Annotated in this window: 26 protein-coding genes; 13 read left to right on the top strand and 13 right to left on the bottom strand. The window is 72.2% G+C overall.

Annotated features, from left to right (window positions below):
* Positions 1 to 84 precede the first annotated feature (84 nt).
* From V7S47_RS25105 to V7S47_RS25080, 6 genes are all read right to left on the bottom strand, one after another.
* Positions 85 to 861 (bottom strand): SDR family NAD(P)-dependent oxidoreductase, encoded by a 777-nt coding sequence (locus V7S47_RS25105; protein ID WP_336564161.1) that lies wholly within the window; start codon positions 859 to 861, stop codon positions 85 to 87.
* A gap of 156 nt (positions 862 to 1017) precedes the next feature.
* Positions 1018 to 1830 carry a diaminopimelate epimerase gene (dapF, locus tag V7S47_RS25100; protein WP_336564160.1) on the bottom strand — a complete coding sequence of 271 codons (813 nt, stop codon included), beginning with the start codon at positions 1828 to 1830 and terminating at the stop codon, positions 1018 to 1020.
* Positions 1823 to 2464 carry an MSMEG_1061 family FMN-dependent PPOX-type flavoprotein gene (locus tag V7S47_RS25095; protein ID WP_336564159.1) on the bottom strand — a complete coding sequence of 214 codons (642 nt, stop codon included), beginning with the start codon at positions 2462 to 2464 and terminating at the stop codon, positions 1823 to 1825. The genes dapF and V7S47_RS25095 overlap by 8 nt, the downstream gene beginning before the upstream one ends.
* Before the next feature lie 165 nt (positions 2465 to 2629).
* The gene (gene ggt / locus V7S47_RS25090) at positions 2630 to 4453 is read right to left on the bottom strand and encodes a gamma-glutamyltransferase (protein ID WP_336564158.1); all 1824 of its coding nucleotides are present in this window, start codon (positions 4451 to 4453) and stop codon (positions 2630 to 2632) included.
* A 9-nt stretch (positions 4454 to 4462) separates the two neighbouring features.
* Positions 4463 to 5011 carry a dihydrofolate reductase family protein gene (locus V7S47_RS25085; protein ID WP_336564157.1) on the bottom strand — a complete coding sequence of 183 codons (549 nt, stop codon included), beginning with the start codon at positions 5009 to 5011 and terminating at the stop codon, positions 4463 to 4465.
* Positions 5008 to 5871 carry a helix-turn-helix domain-containing protein gene (locus tag V7S47_RS25080; RefSeq protein ID WP_336564156.1) on the bottom strand — a complete coding sequence of 288 codons (864 nt, stop codon included), beginning with the start codon at positions 5869 to 5871 and terminating at the stop codon, positions 5008 to 5010. Before V7S47_RS25080 ends, V7S47_RS25085 begins: the two co-directional genes overlap by 4 nt.
* Before the next feature lie 107 nt (positions 5872 to 5978).
* Between V7S47_RS25080 and V7S47_RS25075 the strand changes: the two genes are divergently transcribed.
* On the top strand, positions 5979 to 6527 hold the full coding sequence (locus V7S47_RS25075; protein WP_336564155.1) for a dihydrofolate reductase family protein: 549 nt from the start codon (positions 5979 to 5981) through the stop codon (positions 6525 to 6527).
* Here the strand turns inward: V7S47_RS25075 and V7S47_RS25070 are convergent.
* The gene (locus tag V7S47_RS25070) at positions 6520 to 7515 is read right to left on the bottom strand and encodes a serine hydrolase domain-containing protein (protein WP_336564154.1); all 996 of its coding nucleotides are present in this window, start codon (positions 7513 to 7515) and stop codon (positions 6520 to 6522) included. The genes V7S47_RS25075 and V7S47_RS25070 overlap by 8 nt on opposite strands.
* Positions 7516 to 7595: 80 nt before the next feature.
* A complete protein-coding gene (gene miaA / locus V7S47_RS25065; protein WP_336564153.1) occupies positions 7596 to 8516 on the bottom strand; it encodes a tRNA (adenosine(37)-N6)-dimethylallyltransferase MiaA in 921 nt (306 codons plus the stop codon).
* A 66-nt stretch (positions 8517 to 8582) separates the two neighbouring features.
* Between miaA and V7S47_RS25060 the strand changes: the two genes are divergently transcribed.
* The 5 genes from V7S47_RS25060 to V7S47_RS25040 are packed head-to-tail and all read left to right on the top strand — an operon-like array spanning position 8583 to position 10029.
* Positions 8583 to 8828, top strand: coding sequence for an antitoxin (locus tag V7S47_RS25060; protein ID WP_090860275.1), 246 nt, complete (start codon positions 8583 to 8585; stop codon positions 8826 to 8828).
* Positions 8825 to 9064, top strand: a complete 240-nt coding sequence (locus V7S47_RS25055) for a hypothetical protein (RefSeq protein WP_336564151.1) — start codon at positions 8825 to 8827, stop codon at positions 9062 to 9064. Before V7S47_RS25060 ends, V7S47_RS25055 begins: the two co-directional genes overlap by 4 nt.
* Positions 9065 to 9075: 11 nt before the next feature.
* Positions 9076 to 9537 (top strand): NUDIX hydrolase, encoded by a 462-nt coding sequence (locus tag V7S47_RS25050; RefSeq protein ID WP_336564150.1) that lies wholly within the window; start codon positions 9076 to 9078, stop codon positions 9535 to 9537.
* A 10-nt stretch (positions 9538 to 9547) separates the two neighbouring features.
* Positions 9548 to 9808, top strand: a complete 261-nt coding sequence (locus tag V7S47_RS25045) for a hypothetical protein (RefSeq protein ID WP_336564149.1) — start codon at positions 9548 to 9550, stop codon at positions 9806 to 9808.
* Entirely contained in the window at positions 9805 to 10029 is a 225-nt protein-coding gene (locus tag V7S47_RS25040; RefSeq protein ID WP_336564148.1) for a hypothetical protein, read from the top strand. Before V7S47_RS25045 ends, V7S47_RS25040 begins: the two co-directional genes overlap by 4 nt.
* A 4-nt stretch (positions 10030 to 10033) precedes the next feature.
* On the opposite strand, the gene miaB is transcribed toward V7S47_RS25040, so the two are convergent.
* A complete protein-coding gene (miaB, locus tag V7S47_RS25035) occupies positions 10034 to 11503 on the bottom strand; it encodes a tRNA (N6-isopentenyl adenosine(37)-C2)-methylthiotransferase MiaB (protein ID WP_336564147.1) in 1470 nt (489 codons plus the stop codon).
* A 54-nt stretch (positions 11504 to 11557) separates the two neighbouring features.
* Positions 11558 to 13621, bottom strand: a complete 2064-nt coding sequence (locus tag V7S47_RS25030) for an acyltransferase family protein (RefSeq protein WP_336564146.1) — start codon at positions 13619 to 13621, stop codon at positions 11558 to 11560.
* A gap of 124 nt (positions 13622 to 13745) precedes the next feature.
* Between V7S47_RS25030 and V7S47_RS25025 the strand changes: the two genes are divergently transcribed.
* The 5 genes from V7S47_RS25025 (at position 13746) to V7S47_RS25005 (ending at position 17404) form a co-directional block, all read left to right on the top strand.
* A complete protein-coding gene (locus tag V7S47_RS25025; protein ID WP_336564145.1) occupies positions 13746 to 14042 on the top strand; it encodes a hypothetical protein in 297 nt (98 codons plus the stop codon).
* Between the two features lie 97 nt (positions 14043 to 14139).
* Positions 14140 to 14883 carry an amino acid ABC transporter ATP-binding protein gene (locus V7S47_RS25020; protein WP_442945380.1) on the top strand — a complete coding sequence of 248 codons (744 nt, stop codon included), beginning with the start codon at positions 14140 to 14142 and terminating at the stop codon, positions 14881 to 14883.
* 10 nt (positions 14884 to 14893) lie between these two features.
* Positions 14894 to 15787 carry a glutamate ABC transporter substrate-binding protein gene (locus tag V7S47_RS25015; protein WP_090860266.1) on the top strand — a complete coding sequence of 298 codons (894 nt, stop codon included), beginning with the start codon at positions 14894 to 14896 and terminating at the stop codon, positions 15785 to 15787.
* A gap of 76 nt (positions 15788 to 15863) precedes the next feature.
* On the top strand, positions 15864 to 16550 hold the full coding sequence (locus V7S47_RS25010) for an amino acid ABC transporter permease (RefSeq protein ID WP_336564144.1): 687 nt from the start codon (positions 15864 to 15866) through the stop codon (positions 16548 to 16550).
* A complete protein-coding gene (locus V7S47_RS25005) occupies positions 16547 to 17404 on the top strand; it encodes an amino acid ABC transporter permease (RefSeq protein ID WP_336564143.1) in 858 nt (285 codons plus the stop codon). Before V7S47_RS25010 ends, V7S47_RS25005 begins: the two co-directional genes overlap by 4 nt.
* A 4-nt stretch (positions 17405 to 17408) precedes the next feature.
* Here V7S47_RS25005 and V7S47_RS25000 read toward each other — a convergent pair whose 3' ends face one another.
* Positions 17409 to 17873 (bottom strand): hotdog fold domain-containing protein, encoded by a 465-nt coding sequence (locus V7S47_RS25000; RefSeq protein ID WP_336564142.1) that lies wholly within the window; start codon positions 17871 to 17873, stop codon positions 17409 to 17411.
* Positions 17874 to 17946: 73 nt separating this feature from the next.
* Between V7S47_RS25000 and V7S47_RS24995 the strand changes: the two genes are divergently transcribed.
* Both V7S47_RS24995 and V7S47_RS24990 read left to right on the top strand, forming a co-directional pair.
* Positions 17947 to 19041, top strand: a complete 1095-nt coding sequence (locus V7S47_RS24995) for a TIGR03857 family LLM class F420-dependent oxidoreductase (RefSeq protein ID WP_336564141.1) — start codon at positions 17947 to 17949, stop codon at positions 19039 to 19041.
* On the top strand, positions 19038 to 20075 hold the full coding sequence (locus tag V7S47_RS24990; protein ID WP_336564140.1) for a phosphotransferase family protein: 1038 nt from the start codon (positions 19038 to 19040) through the stop codon (positions 20073 to 20075). Before V7S47_RS24995 ends, V7S47_RS24990 begins: the two co-directional genes overlap by 4 nt.
* A gap of 10 nt (positions 20076 to 20085) precedes the next feature.
* Here the strand turns inward: V7S47_RS24990 and V7S47_RS24985 are convergent, their stop codons facing one another.
* Both V7S47_RS24985 and V7S47_RS24980 read right to left on the bottom strand, forming a co-directional pair.
* Positions 20086 to 20346, bottom strand: coding sequence for a metal-sensitive transcriptional regulator (locus tag V7S47_RS24985; RefSeq protein WP_336564139.1), 261 nt, complete (start codon positions 20344 to 20346; stop codon positions 20086 to 20088).
* A gap of 302 nt (positions 20347 to 20648) precedes the next feature.
* Positions 20649 to 21416, bottom strand: coding sequence for a methyltransferase domain-containing protein (locus tag V7S47_RS24980; RefSeq protein ID WP_336564163.1), 768 nt, complete (start codon positions 21414 to 21416; stop codon positions 20649 to 20651).
* Positions 21417 to 21462: the final 46 nt, after the last annotated feature.

The following is a 21462-nucleotide window of genomic DNA, read 5'->3' as shown; positions in this document are numbered from 1 at the left end:
GGGCGGGGCTCGGGGGGGGGGGGTGCCGGTGTTTGGGGTGGTGGTGGGCGGGGGGGCCCCCCGGCCCCCCCCCGACGAGGGCGCTCACTTCGGGGGCATCCGGATGCCGCCGTCGACGCGGACCGTCTCGGCGTTCATGTAGGAGTTGGTCAGGCACTCGACGACCATCGACGCGAGCTCGTCGGGGGTGCCGAGCCGCTTGGGGAACAGCACGCTCTCGCCGAGCTTGGCCTTGAACGCCTCCGACTCCGGGCCCTCGCCGTAGATCGGGGTCTCGATCAGGCCCGGGGCGACGGTGTTGAGACGGATCGCGGCAGCGGAGAGGTCGCGGGCGACCGGCAGGGTCATCCCGACGACGCCCCCCTTCGAGGCGGAGTACGACGCCTGCCCGATCTGGCCGTCGAACGCGGCGACGCTGGCCAGGTTGACGATCGCGCCGCGGTCGCCGGACTCGGTCGGCTCCTGGGTGCTCATCACGGTGGCGGCCTGGCGGACCACGTCGAAGGTGCCGACCAGGTTGATCGCGACGACCCGCTTGAACGAGTCCAGGTCGTGGGCGGACTCCAGCTGGCCGTCGCGGCCGATGGTGCGCTGGGCCCAGCCGATGCCGGCGGAGTTGACCACCGAGCGCAGCGGCGCGATCTCGGCGGCCGCCTTGACGGCCGCGGCGATCTGCTCGGTGCTCGTCACGTCGACCTGGGCGAACACGCCGCCGATCTCCGCGGCGAGCGCCTCGCCCTTCTCGGCCTGCAGGTCGGCGACGACGACGATCGCCCCGTGCGCGGCGAGCTGGCGGGCGACCGCGGCGCCGATGCCGGAGGCGCCGCCGGTGACGATGGCACTGGTTCCCTTGATGTCCATGCCGCGGAGCATAGCCACCGCGACAGTGATGCTGTCAGGGTCGCGATCGCGGCGGGCCGTCGTACTTCTCGGGGGATCCCGGACGTTCCCGGGGGATGCTTTGCCCAGGAACGTCCTACTTACCCGGTGATCCGGGGAAGTAGGACACCCCCCGGCTCAGAGGTCCGTGACGCCCCGCGCCACGATGACGGCCGGCCCGGTGAGCAGGACCCGGTTGGCGGCGGTCCAGGTCACGGTGAGGGTGCCGCCGGGCACGTCGACCCGGTACGACGTGTCGCCGGCCGGGGCGTCCCCGGCGACCAGCCCGTCGCGGAGCGCCGCTGCGACCATCACGGCGCACGCGCCGGTGCCGCAGGACCGGGTCTCGCCCGAGCCGCGCTCGTGGACCCGCATGGCCACGTGCCGTTCGTCCCGCTCGACGACGAACTCGACGTTCACGCCGTGCGGGTAGACCGCCGCGTCGTGGACCGGCGCCTCCAGCAGCGGCCCGGCGTCGTCGAGCGAGGACACGAACGCGACGGCGTGCGGGTTGCCCATGTCGACGTGCCGGGCCGTCCAGGTGCTCGGCCCCACCGAGACCGGGGACTCCCCCAGCACCCGCGGTGTGCCCATGTCGGCGGTGACGAGCTCACCCTCGACGCGCAGCACCTTCACCCCGTCGCGGGTGCCGACGGCGAACGGCTGCGAGCCGTCGACCAGGCCCTCGTCGACCAGGTGGCGGGCGAAGACCCGGATGCCGTTGCCGCACATCTCCGAGAGCGACCCGTCGGAGTTGCGGTAGTCCATGAACCACTGCTCGCCCTCGCGCACGACGCGCAGCACGCCGTCCCCGCCGATGCCGGCCCGGCGGTCGCACAGTGCGCGCACCCGCTCGGGCGACAGGTCGCCGTGGACGCTGCCGTCGTGGTCGGGCAGCAGCACGAAGTCGTTCTCGGTGCCGTGCCCCTTCAGGAACGGGTAGTCAGGCATAGAGGCCCTTGCTGTACGTCGCGTCCGAGTAGTAGTCGTCGAGCTGCTCCAGGCTCATCCCGGTCGGCTCGACCCGCTGGGTCACCACCGCCCGCCGGGGCACGACGCCCTCCGGGTCCCAGGTCTCGGGCCTCCACAGGCCCGAGCGCAGGAACGCCTTGGCGCAGTGGAAGAACAGCTCCTCGATCTCCACGACCACCGCCAGCACCGGCCGGTGGCCCTTGACCACCATCTCGTCGAAGAACGGCGCGTCGCCGACCAGCCGCGCGCGGCCGTTGACGCGCAGGGTGTCGCCCCGCCCGGGGATGAAGAAGTTCAGCCCCACGTGAGGGTTCTGCAGGATGTTCTTGTAGCCGTCGGCCCGGCGGTTGCCGGGCCGCTCGGCCAGCGCGATGGTCCGGTCGTCGAGCACGTGCACCAGCGACCCGGCCGGGTCGCCCTTCGGCGAGGCGTCGCACTCGCCGGACGCCGAGGCGGTGGCCAGTACGCAGAACGGCGACGCCGCGAGCCAGTCGCGGTCGACGTCGAGCAGGGCCGGGCGGGCCTTGTCGCGGGCCCGCTCGGTGGGCAGGCCGAGCAGCGTCACGAGCTCGTCGACGGTCGTGATCTCGGTCCAGGCGGTGGTGGTCGACACCCCCCAACGATACGTGGGATGCCGCCGCTCCCGTTGGTTGAGGAGGGACGAAGTCCCGTCTCGACACCTCGTCAGCCGGGAGTCGGCCTCGATCGACGCCGACTCCTGGCATGACGGGTTTCGAGACGGTTGCTGCGCAACCTCCTCAACCACCGGGAGGGGTGGTCAGCGCTTGCGGGGTCTCACGACCCCGGCCGCACCGCCGCCGCGTCGGTCCGGCTCGGCGACCGCGACCAGCCGACGGCCGCGGATGCCGATCGCGGTCGCGGCCCCGATCTCGGCCTGGCTGGTGAACGCGTCGCCGGCGGGCACCAGCGAGTGGCCGTAGGCCTCCAGCGCGGCGCCGTACCGGGTGATGAAGGCCGGCTCTGCCGTCACGTCCGCGGTGTTGCGCTGGGCGGCCCGCGGGGCGGCGATGGCCTGCGGCAGGCTCATCCCGAGGTCGAGCCGGTTGACGAGCATCTGCAGCACCGTCGTGATGATCGTCGAGCCACCGGGCGAGCCGAGCGCGAGGACCGGCCTGCCCTTCTTGGTGACGATGGTCGGCGACATCGACGAGCGCGGGCGCTTGCCGGGCTGGATCCGGTTGGGGTCGTCGGCCTCGTAGACCGTCGAGAAGTCGGTCAGCTCGTTGTTGAGCAGGAACCCGCGTCCCGGGACGACGATGCCGGAGCCGCCGGTCTGCTCGATGGTGAGCGTGTACTCGACGACGTTGCCCCACTTGTCGACCACGGTGAGGTTGGTCGTGGAGATGTTCTCGGTGTCCTCGGCCGGCTCGGCGGTGGCCGGCGCCGACGGCCCGCACTTCCCGTCGTACGACGAGACGTCGCCGGCCGCGGTCGGCTTCGGCAGCGCCTGGTCGGCGTCGATCGCGCAGGCCCGCTCGCGGGCGAACCGCTGGCTGAGCAGGTCCTTCAGCGGGACCTTCGTGAAGCGCGGGTCGCCGACGTACTCGCCCCGGTCGGCGAACGCGAGCGCACTGGCCTCCAGGTAGCGGTGCAGGGCGGCGGGCCGCTGCAGCTTCGCGAGGTCGGAGCCCTCGAGGATGTTGAGCGCCTCGCCGACGGTCGAGCCGCCGCTGGACGACGGCGGCATGCCGTGCACCTGGTAGCCGCGGTAGGCGACCCGGGTGGCCCGGCCCGCGACGGTGCGGTAGCGCTTCAGGTCGCGGGCCGTCATGAAGCCCCGCGGGACCGGCAGCGTCGTGCCCGTGGTCTTCGGGGGCTTGCGGACGGTGCGCGCGATCTGCCGAGCCAGCTTGCCCTCGTAGAACGCCCGGGTCCCGCGCTTCGCGAGCAGGTCGTAGGTGTCGGCGAGGTCGGGGTTGCGGAACGTCGAGCCGACCCGCGGCGCCCGACCCTTCTTCAGGAACAGCCGCTTGGTCGTTCGGAATGCTGCGAAGCGCTCCTGGTTGTCGACCGTCTGGTCGCGGAACGTCTTGTCCACACGGAAGCCCTTCCGGGCGATCCGGGTGGCCGGCGCGAGGGTCTCGGCCAGCGACCAGGTGCCCCAGCGGTCCAAGGCCCGCTCCCAGGTGGCCGGTGTCCCGGGCACGCCGACCGAGACGCCGCTGGTCACCAGGTCGGGGGTGAACGGGTACGGCTCGCCGGTCTTCGGGTCGACGAAGGCGTCGCGCGGCATCTTCCGCGGAGCGGTCTCGCGGCCGTCGATCGTGCGGACCTGGCCGGTCTTGGCGTCGTACACGACGAAGTAGCCGCCGCCACCGATGCCGGCGCTGTAGGGCTCGGTCACGCCGAGCGCGGCGGCGGTCGCGACCGCGGCGTCGACGGCGTTGCCGCCGGCCTTCAGGACGCGGAGGCCGACCTGCGTGGCGTACGGGTCGACGGACGCGACCGCGCCGCCGGACCCGCGCGCGGTCGGCTTCTTGGGTACGGCGGCCGCGGGCGCGGCGCTCGTCGCCACGAGCGCGCCCGCGGGCAGGGCGAGGGTGAGGAGTACGGCGGGGAGCCGCCCGAGAGAACTGGTCATCTGTCGCCGTTACCCCGCAACCCGGGGTCCCACCACCTCGTAGCGTGCGCACAGGAAGGCCCCGTTCACGCCGTGCTCGACCAGCCGCAGGTCGAACGGCCGGGTGAACAGGGGCCGCCCGGAGCCGAGGGTGACCGGCGCGATCGACAGCACCAGCTCGTCGAGGAGCCCGGCCGCCGCGAACTGCGCGGCCAGGTCGCCGCCGCCCACGACCCAGAGGTCCTTCCCGCCGGCGGCCTCGACCATCGCCGTGTGCACCTCGCGCACGTCGCCCTGCGCGAACCGCACGTCGGCACCCTCGATCACCGGCAGGTCGGCGTGCGTCATCACCCAGGCCGGCATGTCGTAGGACCAGGACTCGCCCTCGCTCTCGAGGTGGTCGCGGACCCACTCGTAGGTGGTACGCCCCATCACGATCGCGCCGACGTCCTGGATGAACTCGTCGTAGCCCATCGGGCCGTCCTCGTCCTGGGGCTGGCTCAGCAGCCAGTCCAGCGAGTCCTGCGCGTCGGCGATGAACCCGTCGAGGGTGGTCGCGGTGTAGAAGGTGGTCCTCACTGGTCTCCTCCGCTGCGCTGCCGCAGCCACATGATCGGATCGCCCGCCGGCCACTCGCTGCCGAGCAGCCGCCGAGCCTGGAGCCGCCCGTGGGCGGCGTAGGTGAGCACGTGCGCGAGCACGCTGCCGAGCACGAAGCTCTCGGGCGGGTCGCAGAGCGCGTCGACGAGCCGGTCGCCCCAGGCGCCCCGGCGGTCGACGTCGCGGACCATCGCCAGCCACCGGGGCGCGACGGCGTCGTACCGCTCAAGGAGGGCCGGTACGTCGCCGCCCGCCATGCTCGGTTGGTCGTGGCCCTCGATCGCGGCGAGCCAGACCTCCTTGCTGCCGACCAGGTCGGTCAGCAGCCCGAGGAGCTCCGCGGTGACCTCGGCCCCCTTCGCCAGCTCCAGCAGCTCCCGGGTGTCGTCGAGGTCGTGCTCGACCATCAGCGCCGTCACGGTGCCCGCGGCCGGCTGGGCGGCCGCCCCGGTCCCCTCGATCCACAGCGAGGTCGGCGGGTGGAAGTGGATGCCGTTCGGGGCCGGCAGCCAGTGCTGGCCGGGCCCGCGCGGGACGGAGCCGGGCGACTCGCCGTACGCCCGCTGGAAGGCGCGGCCGAACCCCTCGACCGACTCGTAGCCGGCCGCGAACGCCGCGTCCGTCACCGAGCTGCCCTGCCGCAGCTGCCAGGCCGCCCGCTCCAGCATCACCCGCCGCCGCATCGCCACCGGCGGCTCGCCCGTGCCCCGGCTGAGCTGACGGCTGAAGTGGTACGGCGACGCGTAGGCCCCGCCCGCCATGTCTCCCAGCGTGCGGTGGTCCTCGTCGAGCACCGCGTCGAGCAGCTCGCGCAGCCGGTCCCTCCCGGTCTCGGTCATGGCTCCAGTCTGGACCGGCGGACCACCGCGACGCCCGACCGATCTTGCTCCGATGAGTCTCGTCCGTGGTCCCGGTCGGTCTCGGTATGGGTCGGATCATCGGAGACATGACCCTCTCGCTCGACGGCTTCGTCAGCGGCGAGGGGGCTGCCGTGGAGACCATGCACGCCTGGGCGCTCACCAGCGAGGACCCGGTCGACGCCGCGGTGCTCGCGTCGGTCGCGGCGGCCGGGGCGGTGGTGATGGGCCGCGGCACCTTCGACGTGGTCGACGGGCCGGACGGCTGGCGTCCCGGTCACGGGTACGGCGCCCGCCACGACACCCGGCCGCCCTTCGTCGTGGTCACCAGCAGCGAGCCGGCGCTGGTGCGGCTGACCGAGACCCACCGCTTCTCGTTCGTGGCCGAGGGTCCGGCGGCTGCCCTGGCCACCGCGCGCGAGGCCGCGGACGACGGCGACGTGCGCGTGATGGGCGGTGGGATGCTCGTCGGCTCCTGCCTCGGTGCCGGGCTGCTCGACGTGCTCCAGGTGCACGTGGCGCCGGTCCTCCTCGGACACGGCACCCCGCTCTTCGAGGGCTCCGCCCACCGGCTCGCCCGGCGCAGGGTGGAGGTCGGTGCCGAGGCCGTCCACCTGACCTACGACGTGCTCAGCTGAGCGCCCGCACCAGGCGCAGCCCGAGGTCGTCGACACTGCGGGCGCGCGCCGACAGCACGACGACCGCGTCGCCGGTCTCGGGCAGGACGGCGGCGAAGCTCCGGTGGCCACCGGTGCCTCCGTTGTGCCACAGCACGTCGTGGTCGAACCGGAAGCGGGCCGGCCCCGCGCCGCCCGCGATCCGCAGCCAGGCCAGGCCGACGCCCATCACCGGGTTGGCTCGGTGTCTCGCCACTGCCGTCTCGGCGGCGGCCTCGGCCAGCGGACCACGGGCGTCGGGACCCCAGAGCGCCAGCAGCCCGAGCAGGTCCGTCGCGGTCGAGACCAGGCCCCCGGCCCCGGCCAGCGAGGCCAGGTCCCACCTCTCGGTGCGCCGCCCCCAGCGACTGCGACCGGCGGCGAGCCGGTCCGCTGCCCCGACCGGCGTCGAGACCGCGGTGTCGAGCAGACCGAGCGGGCCGGCCACCCGCGCGGCCACCAGCTCGTCGTACGACGTGCCCGCGGAGCGGGCCAGCGCGTACCCCAGCAGACCGGCGCCGTAGTTGGAGTACGCGAACCGCTCCCCCGGCGGCCGGGTCGGCCGGGTCTCACGGATTGCCTGCATCATGCGGTCGTCGTCGAGGCGGGCGTAAGGGTTGCCGCGGTCCCGGGTCATCCCGGCGAGCAGCATCCCGGCGGGCAGCCGGGGCAGCCCGGAGTGGTGGGTAGCGAGGTCGACGAGAGAGATCGGGCGACCCACGATCGACGGGGCCACCGGCAGCAGGTCGGCCACCGGGTCGTCGTACCGCGCCGGACCGGAGCGCACCAGGTCGGCCAGCAGCAGAGCGGTGACGACCTTGGTCACCGAGCCGATCTCGAACAGCGACGACTCCCCGTCGGGCAGCTCACCTCGCGCCCAAAGCCGGGTCGAGCCCCCGCTCCGCACGCCCACCACCGTCGGCCGACCCCGGAGACGGGAACCGGCCAGCACCTTCTCGATCTGCTCCATGCCGCCAGCCTGCCGGTCACGCCGACGCGTGCCATCGGACGCCGGTCGATCCGGACACCCGACGAAAGTCGCTGCTCCGGTCAGAGGTCCGTGATGGCCGCCAACGACCGCTCCACCCGGTCTGGGTCGTCGTAGTCGACCCAGACGATCCGCGGGTCCTTGCGGAACCACCCGTCCTGGCGCCGGGCGAACCGGCGGGTCGCGAAGACCGTCCGGTCCCGCGCCTCGGCGAGCGTGAGCTCGCCGCGCAGGTGAGCCGCCACCTCCCGGTAGCCGATCGCCACGGACGCCGTCCGGCCGTCGGCCAACCCCTCGGCGAGCAGCCGCTCGACCTCGGCGACGAACCCGTCGGCGAACATCGCGTCGACCCGCTGCTCGATCCGCGCGTCGAGGGTCGGCCGGTCGATGTCGACGCCGATCTGGACGGTGCGCGGATCGGCGTACTCCAGGGTCGGGAGGGAGGCGCTGTAGGGCCGACCGGTGAGCTCGATGACCTCGAGCGCGCGGACCGTACGGCGACCGTTCTCGACGAGCATCCGCGAGGCCGCCTCCGGGTCGAGCGAGCGCAGCCGCTCGAAGAGGACCGCCGGCCCGACCGCGGCGAGCTCCGCCTCCAGGCGCGCCCGGACCCCCTCGTCGGTCGCGGGGAACTCGAAGCGGTCCAGGATCGCCCGGGTGTAGAGCGCCGAGCCGCCGACCAGCACCGGCGTCGTGCCGCGGCCGCGCAGGTCGGCGACGCAGTCGCGCGCCCACCCCTGGAACTCCGCGACGGTCGCCGAGTCGCGCACCGAGCGGGTGTCGAGCAGGTGGTGCGGGACGCCCCGACGCTCGGCCGGCGGCAGCTTCGCCGTCCCGACGTCCATGCCGCGGTAGACCTGCATCGCGTCGGTGTTGACCACCTCGCCACCCAGCCGCTCGGCCAGGTCCAGCGAGAGCGACGTCTTACCCGACGCGGTCGCGCCGACGACGGCGACGATCGGCACGTCGACGGGGTTCGGCACGTGGCTAGTGTGGCAAGACGGGTACGGGACCCGCACACCGACCGTTCAGCGACAGGGGAGGGAACGATGAGCTTCTTCGACAAGGCCAAGGACAAGCTGTCCGACGCCGTGGACAAGCATGGCGACAAGATCAGCCAGGGCATCGACAAGGCGGCCGCCGAGGCCGACAAGCGCACCGGCGGCAAGCACGCCGACAAGATCCGCAACGCCTCCGCCAAGGCCAAGGACGCGCTCGACAAGCTGGACAAGAAGGACGACGGCGACCTCGGACCCGGCAGCACCCCGGGGAACCCTGGGACGCCGCCGCGATGAACCAGAAGCAGCACGACGACCTCGACGCGCCGACCCCGCCGGGCGGGCCGCAGCGCACCGACGCCCCCGACGGCCGTGACACGCCCGGCGAGGCCGCGACCGCGCCCGCACCGAGCACGCCCGCCGCCGGCACCGACGTGCCCGAGCCCTCCGGCGACCGTCCCGAGCAGGACGCCGCCGAGCGCGACGCGCAGGAGGAGAACGCCGAGACCTCCCTGGACCAGCCGTCCCAGTGACCGACGAACCAGTGACCGAGGAGCGTTTCGTCGTCGTCCCGGCGGCCTACGTCTACCTGCTCCGCGACGGGGTCGGCGGCCCCGAGGTGCTGCTCCAGCTGCGCCAGGGCACGCCGTACATGGACGGGCACTGGGCCGCGGCCGCCGCCGGCCACGTGGAGCGCGGGGAGACGGCGTACGACGCCGCGCACCGCGAGGCGCTCGAGGAGATCGGGGTCCGCGACCTCGACCTCCGGTTCCTGACCACCATGCAGCGCACCCGCGGCGGCGAGGCCATCGACGAGCGGGTCGACTTCTTCTTCACCGCCCGCTCCTGGACGGGCGACCCGCGGGTGGTCGAGCCGACGAAGTGCGCCGAGATCCGCTGGTTCCCCCTCGACGCCCTCCCGGAGCCGGTCGTGCCGCACGAGCGCGCCGTGTTGGAGCTGATCGGGCCGGGTACCGCTCCGGCGTACACCACGTTCGGCTTCTGAGGAGGATGCGTTGAGCGACGACACGACGACCGACCTGGGCCCGAAGCCCGAGGCCGAGATCGAGCCCGGCGAGCCCAACCCCGGCGGCGTCGACGCCGTCCCGGAGACCGAGGACGCGCTGCCCGCCGACCTGACGACCGCGCAGAACCCGGCGGTCGACACCGAGACGATGCCCGACGAGGTCCAGGCCGGCGAGGACACCTCCACCGAGGCCACCAAGGAAGGCCAGGAGGGCCAGGACGTCCCGGCCGAGGAGGAGTCCCCGGCGTGACGTCCGAGGAGCCGCGCGACGGCGACATGGGCGTCAGCAGCGAGCGGGTCGGCCCGACCGGACCCGGTCAGGTCGGCTCCAGCGGTGTCCGCGACGTGACCCCCGCCGAGCCCGCCGACGACGCTCCCCCGGAGCAGTCCTCCGGCGGCCCCGAGAGCAACCCGGATCCGCCGGTGCCGCCCCGGGGCGGCTACTCCAGCAAGGACCCGCGCTCGGGCTGAGCGCTCAGCGGCAGGCCGGCGCGTCCGGCAACGGCGCGGGGACGCCGATCGACGGCATGCCCAGCCCGACCCCGGCCGGGGTGGCGGGCGCGGCGTTCCGCTGCTCCCACGCGTCGCCCGACCGGGTACGCCGGACCGCGAGGACCGGCCCGTCCGCGACCAGGTGGTGCGGGGCGCCGTACGTGACCTGGACGGTGACCATGTCACCCGGCCGGACCCCGTCCGCGCCGTCGGGGTTGAAGTGCACGAGCCGGTTGTCGGGTGCGCGGCCGGAGAGCCGCAGGGTCGCGGCGTCCTTGCGGCCCTCGCCCTCGGAGACCATCAGCTCGAGGGTGCGACCGACGATCCGCTTGTTCTCCGCCTCGGCGATCTCGTTGACCAGGGCGACCAGCCGGCCGTAGCGGTCCTTCACGACGCCCGGCGGCACCTGCTCGTCGAGCGTCGCGGCCGGGGTGCCGGGGCGCTTGGAGTACTGGAAGGTGAAGGCGCTGGAGAAGCGGGACTCGCGCACCACCCGCAGCGTCTCGAGGAAGTCCTCCTCGGTCTCGCCCGGGAAGCCCACGATGATGTCGGTGGTGATCGCGGCGTCGGGCATCGCGGCCCGGACCCGCTCGATGATCCCGAGGTACTTCGACGAGCGGTAGGAGCGCCGCATCGCCTTGAGCATCCGGTCGGAGCCGGACTGCAGCGGCATGTGGAGCGAGGGCATCACGGTGGGCGTCTCGGCCATCGCCTCGATCACGTCGTCGGTGAACTCGGCCGGGTGCGGCGAGGTGAAGCGGACCCGCTCCAGCCCCTCGATCTCGCCGCACGCGCGCAGCAGTTTGCTGAACGCCTGCCGGTCACCGAACTCCACGCCGTAGGCGTTCACGTTCTGACCGAGCAGCGTCACCTCGGTGACGCCCTCGGCGACCAGCGCGCGGACCTCGGCCAGCACATCGCCCGGGCGGCGGTCCTTCTCCTTGCCGCGCAGCGCGGGGACGATGCAGAAGGTGCAGGTGTTGTTGCAGCCGACCGAGATCGAGACCCACGCGGCGTACGCCGACTCGCGCTTGGTCGGCAGCGTCGAGGGGAAGACGTCGAGCGACTCGAGGATCTCGACCTGCGCCTCCTCCTGCACCCGAGCCCGCTCCAGCAGCACCGGCAGCGACCCGATGTTGTGGGTGCCGAAGACCACGTCGACGTACGGCGCCTTCTGGGTGATCGTCGAGCGGTCCTTCTGGGCCAGACAGCCCCCGACGGCGATCTGCATCCCGGGGTTGGCGGCCTTGACCGGCGCCAGGTGCGACAGGTTGCCGTAGAGCTTGTTGTCGGCGTTCTCGCGCACCGCGCAGGTGTTGAACACGACCACGTCGGCCTGCTCACCCGCGGGCGCGGCGGCGTACCCCGCGTCCTCCAGCAGGCCGGTGAGCCGCTCGGAGTCGTGGACGTTCATCTGGCACCCGTAGGTGCGGACCTCGTACGTGCGCGCCATGACCCGACGAGGGTACGGCTCCGTCCCCGGACGAGTGAAAAGCAGAGCCGGCCGCTAGCCGGGTCCGATCAGCTCGTCGACCGCGGTGGCCACCTGCGGACGCAAGGACCGGACGAACGTCGCCGTCAGGTGGTGGGTGTCCCACAGCGTGATCACCCCACCGACCGCCGCACGGCAGATGTCGTCGGGGCACAACCAGGGCCGGAGGTCGAAGACGCCCACCCCGTCGTCGGTCCTGGCCATCTCGGCGGCGACATCGCCCTCCGGGTCCCAGACGTCGGCCTCGGCGAGTGGGCGGTCGCAGGCGGCGAGGTCGTCCGGGTGGAGGTCGATGCACTGCGGGACGGTCTCCTTCTCGTGGCGTCGGGGGTTGTCCCGCATCACCAGGACCCTGCTCCCGGCGTCCCGCCACGTGGTGATGATCCGGCGGTACGACGCCTCGGTCTCGCGCTGGTTCTCGTCCTCCTGGTCGTCGCCGTCCAGTCCGACGAGCGGGATGAGGGTGCGGTTGGCCAGGACCACCAGGTCGAAGTCCTGGTCGGCGACCTCGGAGATCGCTCGCTGGTTGAACGTCTCGCAGTTGTCGGTCTGGACCTTCTCCGGGAAGGCCACCGGCCGGTCCGAGGTGTGGCACTCGAAGGCGAAGTACGTCGTGAGGCTCCACCCCCGCTGCCGGGCGATGGCCCGGAAGACGGGCAGCCAGTGCGCCCCGTGGGAGTTGCCGACCATCGCGACCTGGAGGGCGCCCGGGTCGTCGCTGCCGTAGTGGCAGGCCGGGTCGGCCAGCAGCCCGGTGGTGCTGGACATGCAGTTCCGGTCCCGGACGGCCTTGTTGTCCTCGGACGCGAAGACGGTCGAGGTCGCCAGCTCCTGGCCGTCCAGGTCACACTCGTTGGTCACGGCGCGAGCCCCGAAGCACGGGTCATCGCGGTCGGCGCTGGCCGGCGGCCGCACGGCCTCCTGGGCCTGGTCCCGCAGCGCGACAGCACCGCCGGTGACCAGCAGCGCCCCGACCAGCGCGAAGACGAAGCTGCGGCGCAGCGGAAGCCCGAGCGGTCGCTGACCACGCAGGGGGTCCTCCACGAGCACCTTGGTCAGCTGGGAGAGCAGCAGGACCACCGCCAGCGCCACCACCAGCTGCCAGGTCGCCGGCTCGCTCTCGAGTGCGAACGGGAGCAGGACCACGACGGGCCAGTGCCAGAGGTAGACGGCGTACGACACGTCGCCGAGGGCCTGCACGGGTCGAAGTCCCATCACCCTGAGCGGCGACAGCGGGCCACGTGGGACCGCGGCCGCGATCACTAGGGCCGCGCCGAGCACCGGGAGCAGGGCGGCGAAGCCGGGGAAGGCCGTGGCACCGTCGTAGGTGACGGCCGCGACCGCCATCATCGCGAGGCCCGACCAGACAGCGACGATCCGCACCGTCCGGCCGAGTCCGCCGAGCAGAGGAAGGACCACGGCCACCAGGCCACCGACCCCGAGCTCCCAGATCCGGGTCCAGGTCACGAAGTACGACGCAGCGTCGTCACGGCCCAGGACCGACCAGACGAGCGACACCCCGAGCACGACCGCCACCGCGACCCCCACGCACGCCCTGACGCTGCGGCCGGAACGCCGGGCCACCAGGGCGGCCACCAGGACGAGGACCGGCCACCCCAGGTAGAACTGCTCCTCGATCGACAGCGACCAGTAGTGCTGGACCGGGGTGGCGACGTTGTCCGCGGCGAGGTAATCCACCGACTCCTCCGCCAGCACCCAGTTCTGCACGTAGAGCGCCGATGCCACGGCCTGCTTCGCGGTCGCTGCCCACATGCTCGCCGGCGCGAGCCACCAGGTGGCGGCCAGGGTCGTCAGGAGGACGGTGAAGGCGGCGGGGAGCAGCCGCCGGATCCGGCGCCCCCAGAAGGCGGCGAGGTCCCTGACGCTCGTCGGCGGCCGCTGGAGCAGGTGGCTGGTGATCAGGAACCCGGAGATCACGAAGAACACGTCGACCCCGACGTAGCCACCGGTGAGCGACGACGGCCAGAAGTGGAAGACCACGACCAGGGCGACCGCGATCGCTCGCAGCGCCTGGATGTCCTGACGGAGCCCTCGCGAGGGCGCTTCCCTCGTCGTCACGGTGTCCCGGGGACGCGGGTCCGTTGCGTGCGCAGATGCCGAGGTCACTGGCAGAAGTATCCACACCGGGTCGCCCAGACGGGATTTCTGGTGCCCGAGGCGGATCGCGTCCTACGCTGCCGCCATGTCCTCGCACCTGTCGGTCGGTTCCCGACGCTCGGTGCTGTCCTTGTGGTCCGACGGCTCGGCTCTCTCGATCGCGAGCACCGGGTCGGTCCTCTCGGTCGGGAGCGTGGGCTCGTACGCCTCGTTCTTCTCGATCGGCTCCTCGATGTCGCTCGGGTCGGTGCTGTCACACCAGAGCTCGTGGTCGGTCCTGGCCCACCAGAGCTCGTGGGCGGTGCTGGTCCGCCCGGGACGTCGTACGGCGGCGGTCGTCGCCACCGCCGCCGTCCTTCTCGCGGTGCGCGCCCGCCGCTGACCTGCCACTGACCCGGTTGGTCACAGGTCGGTCTCAGTCCGGCCACCCCAGGTCGGGGATGGTTCAAGTGGGTCAGGTCGGGATAGGTTCCCCGGTCATGACGGGTGCACCGCTGGTCGTTCTCGACCATGTCGACAAGTGGTTCGGGGACCTGCACGTCCTGCAGGACATCAACCTCACGGTGGACCGCGGCGAGGTCGTGGTGGTGATCGGACCGTCCGGCTCCGGCAAGTCCACGCTCTGCCGGGCGATCAACCGGCTCGAGGTGATCCAGCAGGGCTCGATCACCCTCGACGGCCAGCCGCTCCCCGCGGAGGGCAAGGAGCTGGCCAACCTGCGCGCCGAGGTCGGCATGGTCTTCCAGAGCTTCAACCTCTTCGCCCACAAGACGATCCTCGAGAACGTCACCCTCGGCCCGATCAAGGTCCGCGGCGTCAAGAAGGAGGCGGCCGAGACCCGCGCCCGCGAGCTGCTCGACCGGGTCGGCGTCGGCCACCAGGCCGCCAAGTACCCCGCCCAGCTCTCCGGCGGCCAGCAGCAGCGCGTGGCGATCGCCCGCGCGCTGGCCATGGAGCCGAAGGTGATGCTCTTCGACGAGCCGACCTCCGCCCTCGACCCCGAGATGATCTCCGAGGTCCTCGAGGTCATGGTCGACCTCGCCGAGCGCGGCATGACCATGGTCGTCGTCACCCACGAGATGGGCTTCGCCCGCACCGCGGCCGACCGGGTCGTCTTCATGGCCGACGGCGCCATCGTCGAGGAGAACACCCCCGACGAGTTCTTCACCAACCCCCAGAGCGATCGGGCCAAGGACTTCCTCGGCAAGATCCTCAAGCACTGAAGGAGACAGCATGCGCAGGACGAGATTCGGGATCGCCGCGGCAGGAGTGCTCCTCGCCGGGATGCTCACCGCGTGCGGTGACGCCGGCAGCGACGACGAGGGCCGCGACGTCGAGGCCAAGGAGAACGCCGCCGACGAGTTCGACGCCGGCACCCGCATGAAGGAGCTCGCCGAGGCGGGCAAGATCACCGTCGGCGTGAAGTACGACCAGCCCGGCCTCGGCTTCAAGGGGGCGAACGACGACATCCCGTCGGGCTTCGACGTCGAGATCGCCAAGCTGCTGGTCGCCGACCTCGGCATCGACCCCGCCGACACCAGCGTCGTGACCTACGAGGAGACGATCTCCGACAACCGGGAGCCGTTCCTGGAGTCCGGCAAGGTCGACCTGGTCCTGGCGTCGTACTCCATCACCGACGACCGGCGGAAGGTCGTCGGCCAGACCGGACCGTACTTCGTGACCGGCCAGCAGCTGCTGGTCCCCGCTGACAGCGACGTCGCGAGCATCGACGACCTGAAGGGCCAGGAGGTCTGCTCGGTCACCGGCTCGACCTCGATCGACCGGATCAACGAGGCCGGTGCGAAGGGCGTCGGCTTCGACAGCTACTCCGAGTGCGTCCAGAAGGTCCTCGACGGCACCGTCCAGGGCATGTCGACCGACGGCTCGATCCTCGCTGGCTACGCGGCCGAGAACGAGGGCCAGCTGAAGGTCGTCGGCGACGAGTTCTCCGAGGAGCTGATCGGCGTCGGGTACTCCAAGGAGCACCCGGAGATGTGCGAGTGGATCAACGACGTCCTCGAGGACTCTTTCGAGGACGGCTCCTGGGCCGAGGCGTTCGAGCTGACGCTCGGCCCCTCGGGCGTCGAGACGCCGGACCCGCCGCAGCTGCAGGACTGCGTCGCCTGATCGTCGTGACTCCCGTCCGGGGCGGCCGTCCGGCCGCCCCGGACCCACTCCCACGAGCTGAGGAAGGATCCCCGCCGTGAACGCGGTCCTCGACAACCTCGACGCGTACTTCAAGGCCTTCGGCTACACGTTCTTCCTGTTCTTGGTGGCGGGCGTGCTGTCGACCGTCCTCGGCACGGTCCTGCTCGCGATGCGGGTCGGGCCGGTGGCGGTGCTCCGGGGCGCGGCGGCGACGTACGTCACCGTCGTGCGCAACACCCCGCTCGTGATCATGTTCGCGTTCTTCTCGTTCGCGGCGCCGATCTTCGGCATCAAGTTCAACTGGCTGCAGGTCCACGTCGGGACCTTCGACTTCACGGCACTCTTCGGGGCCGCCGTCGTCTCCCTGACTCTCTACACCTCGGCCTTCGTGTGCGAGGGACTGCGCGCCGGCGTGAACGCCGTCCCCCTCGGCCAGGTCGAGGCGGCCCGGGCGATCGGACTGCCGTTCGGCGGCGTGATGTCCCAGGTCGTGCTGCCGCAGGCCTTCCGGGCCGCGCTGCCCCCGCTGGCCAGCGTGCAGATCGCACTGATCAAGAACACCTCCGTGGCTGCGGTCTTCGGCGTCGCCGAGGCTACCGCGCAGATGCGCACGTTCACCAACAGCTTCTCCTCCGAGCGGCTCGGCATCTTCGTCTGTTTCGCCGTCGGCTACATCGTCCTGGTCGAGGCCTTCTCGTTCCTCGCCACCCGCACCGAGCGTCACTGGAGGGTCGCCCTGTGAGCGCGAGTGTGCTGTTCGACGCCCCGGGCCCACGCACCGTCGCCCGGCACCGCACGTACAACGCCGTCGCCGTCGTCCTGGTCGCCGCGGTGGTGGCCTGGGCGCTGTGGCGCCTCTACGACGACGGCCAGTTCGAGGCCGACAAGTGGGAGGTCTTCACCACCCCCGACTACGTCCGGGTCCTGCTCGTCGACGGACTCCTGAACACGCTGAAGATGGCGTTCCTCGCGATCCTCGGAGCCGTGGTCCTGGGCTTCGTCCTGGGCGTCGGCAAGCTGTCCGACCTGGCCGTGGTCCGCTGGCCCGCCTGGGCCATCGTCGAGCTCTTCCGGGCCGTCCCGGTGCTGCTGCTGATGGTCTTCACCTGGTACGCCATCGGCATCAACAAGGACGGCAGCCCGTTCTGGGCCGTGGTCATCGCCCTGACGCTCTACAACGGCTCGGTCTTGGCCGAGGTGCTGCGCGCCGGCGTGCTCGCCGTACCGTCCGGCCAGGCGGAGGCGGCGTACGCCATCGGGATGCGCAAGACCCAGGTCATGAACATCATCCTCATGCCGCAGGCGGTGAAGATCATGCTGCCCGCGATCATCAGCCAGTGCGTGGTCGCTCTGAAGGACACCGCCCTCGGAATCTTCGTCACCGCCCCGGGACTGACCTTCGTCTCGAAGCAGATCTACCTGGAGTTCAGCAACCGGGTGCCGACCATGATCGTGGTCGCGGCGCTCTACATCGTCGTGAACCTGCTCCTCACCCTGCTCGCGGGCTGGGTGCAGCGACGCTACGTCGGGGAGAAGAGCCCGCTCGACCCGACCCGGGTCGGCAACATGGACGGCGGCCAGAGCACCGCCGTCTGAGCGGCTACTTCCGCGGCGTCACCCAGAGCCGGATGACGCCCTCGATCACCACCGTGCCGTCGTCGCGTACGCCGCGCACCCGCACGGGGAGGTCAGGGTCCTCGGACGTCCACTGCTCGGGGTCGGTCTCGGCGACGCAGGTGATGTCGCTGGTGGCCTTGGCGGTGTAGCCGACCTCCATCCCCTTCGGGATCCACCGCTTGTCCGCGGGGATGGTCGCCTCGGCGAGCGCGCCCATGGCGGCCTCGAGGCCGTTGCACAGCGCGATGGCGTGCAGCGTGCCGAGGTGGTTGTGCACGCGACGGCGCTTCGGGATCACCAGCTCGACGTGGTTCGGCTCGAGCACCGTGAAGCGCGGACGGATCGAGGCGAAGTACGGCGCCTTCTGCGCGAAGGCCACCGAGAACACGCGCGTCCCGATCACCGGGACGGCACTCATCTTCTGCCACAGGGCGAGGACCTGGCTCATACGAGCAACCTTACCGGCCGGTAACTTTCACCGCTACTGACACGTGTCAAGTCCGTTGCTAGCGTCCCGGCGCGTGACCATCGATCCCCAGGGCCAGGCGTTCCCCGAGCTCGGCTGCTACGGCCTCGCCGGCCACTCGGCCTCGCCGGCGGACCTCATCGACGAGGTCCGGCTCGCCGAGGACCTCGGCCTCGGGGCGGTCTTCCTCTCCGAGCGGTTCAACGTCAAGGACGCGGGCGTCCTGGCCGGAGCCGCGGTGGCGACGTCGAGCCGGATCGGCGTCGGCACCGCCGCCACCAATCACAACACCCGCCACCCGCTCGTCACCGCCACGATGGCCACGACGCTGCACCGGATGAGCGGCGGACGCTACGCGTTCGGCCTGGGCCGGGGCTTCGACCTGCTCTTCGACGTGATGGGCCTCCCCCGGGTCACCGGCGCGCAGCTCGAGGACGCGGTCGGGATCTATCGCCGACTCTGGCACGGCGAGGCGTTCGGCCACTCCGGGCCGGCCGGCGACTACCCCTACCTCTCGCAGGACCCGTCCTTCGACGAGGACGTCCCGGTGCTGATGATGGCGATCGGGCCGAGGAGCCTCGAGCTCGCCGGTCGGGTCGCCGACGGCGTCGTCCTGCACACCTTCCTGTCCGACGAGACCCTGGCCCGCTCGGTCGCGACCGTCCGGCGCGCGGCCGAGGAGGCCGGTCGCGACCCGGCCTCGGTCCGGGTCTGGTCGGTGCTGGCCACCGTGGAGGACTCGATCCCGGAGGAGCAACGGCTGCGCAAGCTGGTCGGGCGGTTGGCGACGTACCTCCAGGGGTATGGCGAGGTCCTCGTGCGGGCCAACGGCTGGGACCTCGCCGCACTCCAGCGCTTCCGCGAGGACCCGTTGCTGCAGGGCTACCCGGGCGCCCTCGACGCGATCGGGACGACCGACGAGCTCACCTACCTCCGCGACCGGGTGCTGCCTGCGGAGTGGCTGGCCGCCTCGGCCACCGGGTCCGCCACCCAGTGCGCGCAGCGGGTCCTCGACCAGCTGGCCGCCGGCGCCGACAGCGTCATCCTGCACGGCGCCACGCCGACCGAGCTCGCCCCCGTCGTCGAGGCGTACGGCGGACTGCGCCCCGACCTGCCCGCGCTCCCCGTCAACCCGGGCTGGACGCGATGAGCGTCCCGGCGCTGGTCGAGGAGCTCACGCCGGAGTGGCTGAGCGAGGCCCTCGGTCGTCGAGTGACGGCGGTGCGGAGCGAGCCGGTCGGCACCGGCCAGATCGGCACCTGCCACCGGCTCCACCTGGAGGGCACGGACGTCCCCGCCACCGTGCTGGCCAAGCTGCCCGCGGTCGACCCGGCGGCCCGCGAGCTGCTCGCGGGGGTCTACCGCACCGAGGCGCTCTTCTACGCCGAGGTCGCCCCGACGGTGGCGATCCGGGTGCCGGCCTGCCACCACGTCACCGCCCCCGGCGCCTCCGGCGACTTCGTGCTGCTGCTGGAGGACCTGACCCCCGCCGTGCAGGGCGACCAGCTCGCCGGCTGCACGGTCGACCAGGCCCGCGACGCCGTGGTCAACCTGGCCGGCCTGCACGGTCCGCGCTGGGGCGACTCGACGCTGCTGGACCTGGACGGGATCACCGCGACCGACGCCGAGGGCGCACGGCTGCTGGCCGAGCTCTACGGGCCGGCGGCCGAGATCTTCCTCGACGGCCTCGGCCACCTGCTGGCGCCCGAGGACCACGGCACCCTGCGCGACTGCGTCGCGGTGACCGAGGCCTGGGCCCTGGCCCGCTCCGAGCGGGTGGGGCTGGTGCACGGCGACTACCGGCTCGACAACCTGCTCTTCCCGCCGGGCGGCGGACCGGGCTCGGTCGCCGTCGACTGGCAGACCCTCTCGCTCGGCCTGCCGGCCCGCGACCTGGCCTACGTGCTCGGCACCGGGCTGGCCGTCGCCGAGCGGCGGGCGCACGAGCAGGACCTGGTGGCGGCGTACCACTCCGCCCTCGAGGGGTACGGCGTGGCGGCGTACCCGGGCGATCTCGCCTGGGACGACTACCGCTTCGCGATGCCGCAGGGTCCGTTGGTCGCGGTCTTCGGCTGCGCCTACGGGACCCGGACCGATCGCGGGGACCTGATGTTCGCCGCGATGGTCACCCGCGCGTGCGCGGCGATCCGGGACCTGGACTCGCTCGCGCTGGCCGCGGGATGACCGCGAGCGCTCAGCCGAGCGACAGGAAGGCGCGCTCCAGCTGAGCCAGCTCGTCGTCGGAGACCGTCCCGTCCTGGACGTGGCGGCGCAGCTCGGCGGCGATGATCGCGAAGCCGGCCTTGTCGACCGCGCGGGAGACCGCCTTCAGCTGGTTGACCACGCTCTCGGTCTCGCGGCCCTCCTCGATCATCCGCAGCACTCCGGCCAGCTGGCCCTGGGCTCGCTTGATGCGGTTGACCACCGCGGTCATCTCGTCGGTCGTGAGCGTCATCCGGGTGGTTCTCCAAGTTCGGCGAAGCGCACCCCATGGGTGCTAACGTGGCGCCCGTCGGATACCCCCGGAAGTATCGACGAGCAAGGATTCCGGCCACACGTGGACGGCCCCTCGGGAGGAGCTCCCCCCGCTTCGCCCGAGGGGTCGCCCATGTCTGGTCGTGACCGCGACCGAGGGTGTTGCCACCCCTGACGCGATGAAAGTGTCTCTTACCCGATCTGCGGGTCGGTGGAACTTGTGAGAGCACTCACAAGACCCAAGGATAGCCCGACTCGAGCCCATTTCGAGCCCTCGTGGACTCACCCGGGGACGCGGGCGACCACGAAGACCCGGCGGAACGGCAGCACCACACCCCAGGGCCGCTCCGGGTAGGCCGCCGCGAGCCGGCGCCGGAACTCCGCCTCGAAGGCCGGGCGCAGGTCGTCGGGCAGCGCCTGGAGCGTGGGGCGGGCGCCGGTGGCGGAGACCCAGGTGAAGACGGGGTCGGGCCCGACCAGCCGGTGCAGGTAGGTGGTCTCCCAGGCGTCGACCTCGCACCCGAGGGCGGCCAGCGCCTCCAGGTAGACGACCGGATCGTGACTGTCGGGCACGGCGACGCCGCCCAGGTGGTCCCGGTACGGCGCCTGCGCGGCGAGCTCGGTCCGCAGCGTGTGGCTGGGCTCGCCGAAGTTGCCCGGCACCTGGAAGGCGAGCCAGCCGCCGGGGCGGACCGCGCCGACCAGGCGCGGCAGCAGCTCCAGGTGGTCGGGAAGCCACTGGAGCGTCGCGTTCGACACCAGGACGTCGACCGGGCCACCGTCCCAGTCACGGAGGTCGCCGACCGTGAACCCGATGTCGGGCACGTCGCGCCGGGCGGCCTCGATCATCTCGGCACTGGCGTCGACGCCCTCGACCGTCGCGTCCGGCCAGCGCGCGGCGAGCAGGGCCGTGAGGTTGCCCGGCCCGCAGCCGAGGTCGACGACCCGGGTGGGCGCGCTCGCGGGCACCCGCGCCAGCAGGTCCAGGAAGGGACGGCCGCGCTCGTCGGCGTACGTCAGGTAGCGGTCGGGGTCCCAGGAGTGGGCCATCACGGCTCCAAGTCTCTTGACGTCAAGATAAACTCAGCCTGCGCCG

It is taken from the genome of Nocardioides sp. CCNWLW216, assembly GCF_037120545.1.
GTDB classification, from domain to species: Bacteria; Actinomycetota; Actinomycetes; order Propionibacteriales; family Nocardioidaceae; genus Nocardioides; species Nocardioides lianchengensis.
This window is presented reverse-complemented; position numbering and strand designations above follow the sequence as displayed.

Excerpts from the sequence above, each read along its gene's own strand:
- V7S47_RS25105 (WP_336564161.1), bottom strand. The coding sequence starts at position 861 with ATGGACATCAAGGGAACCAGTGCCATCGTCACCGGCGGCGCCTCCGGC.
- dapF (WP_336564160.1), bottom strand. The coding sequence starts at position 1,830 with ATGCCTGACTACCCGTTCCTGAAGGGGCACGGCACCGAGAACGACTTC.
- ggt (WP_336564158.1), bottom strand. The coding sequence starts at position 4,453 with ATGACCAGTTCTCTCGGGCGGCTCCCCGCCGTACTCCTCACCCTCGCC.
- V7S47_RS25080 (WP_336564156.1), bottom strand. The coding sequence starts at position 5,871 with ATGACCGAGACCGGGAGGGACCGGCTGCGCGAGCTGCTCGACGCGGTG.
- V7S47_RS25075 (WP_336564155.1), top strand. The coding sequence starts at position 5,979 with ATGACCCTCTCGCTCGACGGCTTCGTCAGCGGCGAGGGGGCTGCCGTG.
- V7S47_RS25070 (WP_336564154.1), bottom strand. The coding sequence starts at position 7,515 with ATGGAGCAGATCGAGAAGGTGCTGGCCGGTTCCCGTCTCCGGGGTCGG.
- V7S47_RS25060 (WP_090860275.1), top strand. The coding sequence starts at position 8,583 with ATGAGCTTCTTCGACAAGGCCAAGGACAAGCTGTCCGACGCCGTGGAC.
- V7S47_RS25055 (WP_336564151.1), top strand. The coding sequence starts at position 8,825 with ATGAACCAGAAGCAGCACGACGACCTCGACGCGCCGACCCCGCCGGGC.
- miaB (WP_336564147.1), bottom strand. The coding sequence starts at position 11,503 with ATGGCGCGCACGTACGAGGTCCGCACCTACGGGTGCCAGATGAACGTC.
- V7S47_RS25025 (WP_336564145.1), top strand. The coding sequence starts at position 13,746 with ATGTCCTCGCACCTGTCGGTCGGTTCCCGACGCTCGGTGCTGTCCTTG.
- V7S47_RS25020 (WP_442945380.1), top strand. The coding sequence starts at position 14,140 with ATGACGGGTGCACCGCTGGTCGTTCTCGACCATGTCGACAAGTGGTTC.
- V7S47_RS25015 (WP_090860266.1), top strand. The coding sequence starts at position 14,894 with ATGCGCAGGACGAGATTCGGGATCGCCGCGGCAGGAGTGCTCCTCGCC.
- V7S47_RS25000 (WP_336564142.1), bottom strand. The coding sequence starts at position 17,873 with ATGAGCCAGGTCCTCGCCCTGTGGCAGAAGATGAGTGCCGTCCCGGTG.
- V7S47_RS24990 (WP_336564140.1), top strand. The coding sequence starts at position 19,038 with ATGAGCGTCCCGGCGCTGGTCGAGGAGCTCACGCCGGAGTGGCTGAGC.
- V7S47_RS24985 (WP_336564139.1), bottom strand. The coding sequence starts at position 20,346 with ATGACGCTCACGACCGACGAGATGACCGCGGTGGTCAACCGCATCAAG.
- V7S47_RS24980 (WP_336564163.1), bottom strand. The coding sequence starts at position 21,416 with ATGGCCCACTCCTGGGACCCCGACCGCTACCTGACGTACGCCGACGAG.